The sequence below is a fragment of the Streptomyces sp. NPDC059679 genome, from assembly GCF_042734105.1.
In the GTDB taxonomy this organism is placed as follows: domain Bacteria; phylum Actinomycetota; class Actinomycetes; order Streptomycetales; family Streptomycetaceae; genus Streptomyces.
Map to the genome: position 1 here is coordinate 1 of NZ_JBHWES010000147.1, position 7,083 is coordinate 7,083.

At 69.6% G+C, this 7,083-nt stretch carries 2 protein-coding genes; one reads left to right on the forward strand and one right to left on the reverse strand.

Annotation, left to right across the window (positions count from 1 at the left end; all coding sequences use genetic code 11):
• Positions 1-52: 52 nt before the first annotated feature.
• Entirely contained in the window at positions 53-628 is a 576-nt protein-coding gene (locus ACFV2X_RS54920) for a hypothetical protein (protein ID WP_385631709.1), read from the reverse strand.
• Between the two features lie 865 nt (positions 629-1,493).
• Between ACFV2X_RS54920 and mobF the strand changes: the two genes are divergently transcribed.
• Positions 1,494-7,049, forward strand: a complete 5,556-nt coding sequence (gene mobF, locus ACFV2X_RS54925; RefSeq protein ID WP_385631711.1) for a MobF family relaxase — start codon at positions 1,494-1,496, stop codon at positions 7,047-7,049.
• Positions 7,050-7,083 lie beyond the last annotated feature (34 nt).

The window sequence follows — 7,083 nt, forward strand, 5'->3', positions numbered from 1 at the left end:
CGCGTGGATGGGTACCCATCCACGCGCGGGGCCTTCGGCGGTTAGCAGGACCTCAGCCAACCGATCCTGGCGGAAGGGCTGCCCCCTCGGCGTTCTCCAGCGAGCCGTCCTGAGCCGGGAGCGTCACCGGCCCGCCGGGCGGAGGGAAGTTGTACGCGGCTTCCCGCTGCGGAGCCGCTGCGGTGTCCGACGTCGTCACCTCCGACGCGCCACCGACCGCATCCGCAGCAGCTTCGGATGACTCCGCCCCGGCGGACTCATCTGTGCTCTGCTCGGCGAGAGCAGCCACCGCCTGGTCGAAGTTGCGCTTTGCCGTACGGACCTGACCCACTGAGATGCCGAGACGCTCCGCCACCTGCTGGGCGGGAATCTCGGTGTCCAGCATCTCGACCACGAGTGCGTCGAACTTCTCGCGCTTCTCCACCAGCTGTGCGTCGCGCTCCTCGCGGAGCTTGGCGACGCGCCGCTCGGTCTCCTCGTCGAAGTCGTCGATCTCCTCTTGCAGCAAGATCGCTTCTCCCGCGATGCGGAGACGCTCCTCCTCCTGCTGGACGAACCGGGCGGCCTTCTCCCGTGCCGCCTCCCGGGCCTGCACCGCCCGGGAGCTTCGCCGCTGCTTCTGCGTCATGCGCTGTTGCACCTCCGTGTCTTAGGACTCCCGGCACATTCTGCCGCTCGGCGGGCTGCGGCCGGACGCCACCCACGCGGCTGTACCGCACATGGCGGCCCGGCGGGCCGCCCCTCGGCGGTGCACCACCGGCTGCACCAGCACGACCGGTGAAACGGCATGCGGGTACGGGGCGAAGACTTGGCCGAGTGCCCATGAGTACCGCACGTGAACATGCGCGATCCTGGCGGAAGGGTGCACGGCCATGCCGTAGACGCCAGGTTCGGTGTCGCGGCAGCCGGGCATGCAGGCCCGGTGCACCGGCCCGCACGGAGGTACTGCTCGTGCCGGATCGGGCAGGCGGTGCGGGGGAGTGCACGCGCCGCCGCACCGCCTCCGCCGGTGCGGCGGCGCCGGGGTGCGGGGGCCGGGTGCACCGGTCACTCTGGAGGTACTGCACGTGAAGCGGGGCAGGCCCGTGCGGAGCAACTGCACCGCGGCCGCACCGACATCGTCGGCGCGGCCGCGCCGAAGTGCACCGGGCGAATGCATGGGTCCGCTGCTCGGTGGTGCACGTACGACGCACCGTCGAGCGGGTCAGGTAGACGAAGCGCTGCGGGAGCGCGACGCCACGTCGTCTCGGCTCAGCATGTGACGCGCCCGCAGGTGACGCTGCTGGTACGCCTTTCCACAGCCATGTCCGGAGGACCCGACTATGGAAAGCCGCCAGCGAAGCTGTGACCGTAACGACCTCGAATCACGCCGCCGTACATCCTCATCGCGATCGTCGCAAGCTCCTCCACGATGAGGATGTACGCGCAACGCGCTTCAAGATCGTTACGGTCACAGCTCTTGCATTATGAATGTCCCAGGTAAGATCCATCGCATGATGACCGTCCACAAGCTCAGCGCTGGGGACGGGTATGCCTACTACATCAACGAGACCGCGAGCGCCGACCAGCAGCGCGAGCGTGGTCAAGAGTTGGGTGACTACTACTCCGCAAGCGGCAACCCACCTGGCCTCTGGATGGGCTCGGGAACCGAGGCACTGGGCGTTTCAGGGACCGTCACCGAAGCCCAGATGAAGGCACTTTACGGCGAAGGTCTTCACCCGGATGCGGACCGCATCATCGCTGAGCGCATCGCTGACGGTGCGACGATGAAGCAGGCACTGAGGGCCGCCAAGCTGGGCCGCAAGTACATGACTTTCGTCGAGAAGGACACCCCGTTCGGGCGCAAGCTCAGCGAGGAGCTGGAGACCTTTGAGCGGCTGCACCACCGCGAGCCGAACGCGAAGGAGCGGGCGGAGATCCGGGGCAAGGTCGGCGCCGTGCAGTTCCGTTCGGAGCACGGACGCAGCCCTGCATCAAAAGAGGAACTGGGCCGCTTCATCAAGGATCAGGAGGGCGGCAAGCAGCGAAATGCAGTCGCTGGATACGACCTTGTGTTCCGCGCGCCCAAGTCGGTCTCCGTCCTCTGGGCCCTGGGCGACGAGGGCGTGCGCAAGGTGGTCGAGCAGGCCCACGTGCAGGCGCTGACCGAGACCCTGGGGTGGCTGGAACAGAAGGCAACCATGACCCGCACCGGGGTCAACGGGATCGCTCAGGAAGAAGTTGCAGGCGGACTCATCGCCACACGCTTCCGGCACTACGACAGCCGCACCGGTGACCCCCTGCTGCATGACCACGTGGTCGTGTCCAACAAAGTTCAAGGCCGTGACGGCAAGTGGCGCGCACTCGATGGGCAACTGCTGTTCATGCAGGGAGTTGCAGCCAGCGAGCTCTACAACCAGCGGGTTGTCGAGGAAGTCTGCAGCCAGCTTGGGCTACGTGCCGAGGCCCGCGAGGTGACGCCTGGCAAGCGCCCGGTCATGGAGATCTCCGGTGTCGGAACCGACATGATCGAGGTGCACTCCAGCCGCTCAGCAAGCATCAAAGAGCGGACCTCTGAGCTGGTCACGGAGTACCGCGAGCGCTACGGCTACGACCCGTCCAGCAAGACGCTGATGGCTCTCATGCAGCAGGCCACGCTCGAAACCCGGCCGGACAAGAAGGCCGCCCGACCGCTCTCCGAACTGCGTACCGAGTGGCGCCGCGCGGCGATCGAGACCTTCGGTGCCCAGCGCGTCGACGGCTTGCTCGAAGCCGCCCGCAAGGCCGCCGCTCAGGCCAGCCCAAGCCCCGAGGCTGTGCCTCATCTCGACATCGACAAGGCCGCACAGAAGGTCCTGGAAACTGTCTCCGACCACCGCAGTGTGTGGGGCCGACGACAGATCCTTGCTGAGGCACGACGCTGGGTTGTCCAGGCCACCACCGGTGCTGCACCAGGCGGTGACCTGGCCGACAGGATCACGGACCGGGTCCTTGAAACCCTGACCATCGACATCACTCCGCCGGACCTGAACCCGACCTTTGCGCCGCTCACCCGGGACGACAACAGCAGCATCTACCGGCGCCGGGAGAGCGAGCTCTACACAAGTGCCGCAGTCCTGGCAGCCGAGGACCGTATCGTCGCCGCCGCCCGCACCCGCGTGATCCCAGCTGTCGCCTCCGAGGTGTACGCGCGCGTCGAAGCGGCCTACCAGGAAGCCAACCCGGACCGGCGTTTGGACGCCGGGCAACGTGCACTCGCCCGGACCTTCGCGACGTCCGAACGGCTCGTCGCAGCAGGCATCGGACCCGCTGGCGCAGGCAAAACCACTGCGATGAAAGTAGCCGCTGATGCGGTCCGCGCCAGCGGCGGCCGCGTCGTCGGACTGGGTCCTTCGGCCCGCGCGGCAGCGGAGCTCTCCGCCGGTCTGGAGGCCCCCGCCTTCGTGCTGCACGACTGGCTCGGTGCCCGTGAGCGCGTCCGTGAGGGCAAGCGCGTGGGGCCTGAGTACGCCCTGGGATATGGGGACGTCATCGTCGTCGACGAGGCTGGCATGGCGGGCAGTAAGCGCCTCGCCGCAGTCGTCGCCGAAGCCGAGCGCGCAGGCGCCGTCGTACGCCTCATCGGCGACCCCTTCCAGCTCTCGGCCGTCGAAAGCGGCGGAGCCCTGCGCCTCCTGGCGAACACCGTGGACGTGGTCGAGCTGGAGAGCGTGCACCGGTTCCGCACACCCGGCGAAGCCGCCGCGTCACTGGTCCTGCGAAGCGGCGAACCTGACACCGCCTGGACCTGGTACCTGGACAACCAGCGCGTTGTAGCCGGCACCCGCGAGCAGATGGTGCACCAGATTTTCGCGGACTGGCAGAGCGACATCGCCGCCGGACGTACGGCCTTGATGATGGCTGACGACAACGCCAGCGTCAGCGAGCTCAACCAGCTCGCCCAGGCCTACCGCATGGGTACCGGACAGCTCGACACCAGCCACACCGTGGACCTCCGCGAGGGCGTTCAGGCCCACCGCGGTGACCTGATCGTCACCCGGAAGAACAGCCGCACCAACCTGGTCCGGTCCGGGAAGGACTTCGTCAAGAACGGCGACCAGTGGCAGATCCTCGCGGTGAAGAACAACGGCGACGTCGAGGTCCGCCACACCGATCACGGCGGCCGCACCATCCTGCCTTCCGACTACGTAGCCAAGTGGGTTGAACTCGGCTACGCGAGTACCGGACACCGCGGCCAGGGCGCCACCGTCGACACCGGCAGCGGCCTCCTCACACGCCGCACCGCCCGTGAATCGGCGTACGTGCAGACCACCCGGGGACGCCAGGAAAACCGGCTCTACGTCGTGCTCGAAGAAGGCATGACCATGTTCGACGTGCTCGACACGATCGCCCGCAACAGCCAGGCGTCCGTGTCCGCGACCGAGGCGATCCGCGCCGAACAGGACCGCGCTTGGGGCATCGGCCAACTGGCCGCCGAGTACAACGACGTGCACGCCCGCGCCTTGTCCTTGCGCTACCAGAGCATGGCCCGCAACGTCCTGGGCTTCAGCGCCGAGACGGTCATCGCGGAAGATGCCTGGCCCTCTGTTGAACGCGCGCTGCGGGATGCCGAGCGCGCCGGATTCGCGCCCGAACGCATCCTCGCTTCCGCCTACTACGAGCGTGATTTCAGCGGCGCCGAGGACCACGCGGCCGTACTGAGCTGGCGCATCGACAACCACGTGGCGGAGGCCAAGGACACCCTTCACCGCCTGGAGGAGCAGGGCGTCACCCGCCCGCTCAAGGACCTCACCGACGAGCAGCTGAACCGCCTCACCGAGCGGGCCGGTGAGCGCCGGTCCCAGGCCCTGGAAGACCTGCGCCGTGCCGACGCACGCGTGGCCAGCCAGCCTCGCCCGGTCATCGTGGACGGACTGCCGGCCCCGGCCTGGCCAGCACGCGAACACGGACACCTCACCCGTGCGCAGCTCTCCCAGGCCATTGCCCAGGCACGCCGCGACAGCCGTGTCGCCGACCGCGAGGGTAACCGCGTCGATGCACGCGCGGCCGCACTGCGTCTCGGCGCCCTGACGCACGAGCAGCGGCTTCGCGGCGCGATGGACTGGCGTGACCGGGTCCGCGAGGAATGGCAACGGGAACCCGGAGTCGGCCACGCGCACACCGCCGGCATGGACGGTGAAACCGTCGCTGCCGAGATGCAGGCCAACCTCTACACCCAGGATGAAGCGCGCCAGAAGCTCGACCGCGCCGACGTCGTCGACCAGCGAGTACGGGCCGAGCAGCGCCTGCGCCGACTGCTGCCCGACGGCCCGGAACTGACGCCGGACCACACCGGTCCGCTGCCGCAGTGGCTTGCCCCCCGCGACGTCGAGCGTGACCAGTACGCCCCCATGGCCTGGCTGGAGCACCTGGACGCCCGCCGTCAGATCATCGACGCCCGCCTGGCGCAGACCGGCCAGGCCCTGGCCGCCGAGCCGCCCGCATGGGCCAAGACATTGGGCCCAGTTCCGCCTGCTGGCACCGAACTCCGTGAGCTGTGGGAACGCACCGCCGCGCTCGCAGATGCCTGGCGGACCCAGCACCAGCTCCGCGACTCCGAGAACGGTATCGGCGGCCAGCCGGCCGGCGCCCGGGACGCGGCTGCCTGGCAGATGCTCCACGACCAGGTCGCCGAGGTGGGCCGCCGGGCCCGCGCCACCGAGGCCGCCGCCCGCCGGGGCGAGGCCCTCGCCGACACCTGGAGCACGCCGGAGACCACGGCCACTGAGGATCTGGCACCCACCCCCGTGCCCGTCGCGGTCGTTGAGGAGAGCACCGAGCAGCCGGAGACCGTCACGGAGGAGGGGGAGGACCTGGCCACCACGTCCGAGCCCGAGCAGGTAGTCGAGCCCCCCGCCCCGGAGCCGGAGCCCGAGCGCGTCGACCAGGAGCCCGAGCAGGCCGTACAGGACGCCGCTGCAACCGAACGCGAGGAGCAGCAGTTCCCCGAGCCCGCAGTCGAGCCGGAACTGGGGAATGTCGACGAGGCGCTGCCCGAGCCGGCCGCCGACGTCCGGCCGCCTGCCGTGGACGACCAGGCCGCGGATTCCGAGTCGGCGCCCTCGGCCGAACCGTCCGCGCCGGAGCTCGTGGTGCTCGAGGAGGAACCGCAGCAGATCACCCCGGCGGAGGCCGAGGCGGACAGCCGTACGGACGGCCGCACGGGCACCGAGGGCGCGCCGCGGACTGACGCGGACGAGCAGGAGGAGACCGCGCGGGCCGCCTCGTCGTGGGAGACGAGGCCGTACGGTCCTCTCTCCGATTCCGCCCTCGCCGACGCCCTGGCCCAGACGGTCGAGGCGGCGGAGGCCGCCCAGGAACAGGCCGTTGCCCAGGAGGCTCGGGCTGCCGAACTCCTGGCCGCCATCGCGCCCGGCGGACCGGTGGAGCAGAGCGTCAACGAGCGGGCCGAGCGTGTCCAGGCCATCCAGGAGCTCCGCGCCGCACCTGGCCGTCTGGAGGAACTCGGCCGTCAAGCCGAGCAGCAGTGGAACCAGATCCGCGGTATCGAGGCCCGCCTGGAGGAGAAGACCAAACTGGGCAGGCCCGCGGTGCGCGGTGATGAGCGCCAGCAGATGGAGACGACCCTCGTCCGCTTGCGTGCGGCAGCCGAGGAGACGAACACCGAAGTCGAGAACACCCGTCGTCGGCGGGGGGAGAACCAGCAGAGGGCGGGCAATCCGACCGAGCACGACCGGGTTCTGGCCGACTGGCAGAAGGCCGGAGGCTCTCGGGAGACCGTACTGGAGTGGACCGTGGCCGCGCGGCAGCGCCGTGCCGAGAACGCGCTCACGGAGGCCGGAACGGCCCGGGAACGCGTCGGCCAGCTCGACAGCGCCGCCGCGCAGATCAGGCAGGAGATGAACGCCCGCGACGCCCAGCCGTACACCCAGCGCATCGCCGAGGACGCCCAGCGCATCCAAGCCCAGCAGCAGGCCCAGGCCGAGCAGCAGCGCCAGCAACAACAGCAGCAGGGACCGCAGATGCCGGGGCCCGAGCAGGGCCCGAACCGCAGTGGCCCCAAGGCCTGAACAGGCGGCGGCGCCCCACCGATCTCTTCCGGTG

What these genes read in the sequence shown, in the direction of transcription:
- ACFV2X_RS54920 (WP_385631709.1), bottom strand. Translation starts at nt 628, where the DNA reads ATGACGCAGAAGCAGCGGCGAAGCTCCCGGGCGGTGCAGGCCCGGGAG.
- mobF (WP_385631711.1), top strand. Translation starts at nt 1,494, where the DNA reads ATGATGACCGTCCACAAGCTCAGCGCTGGGGACGGGTATGCCTACTAC.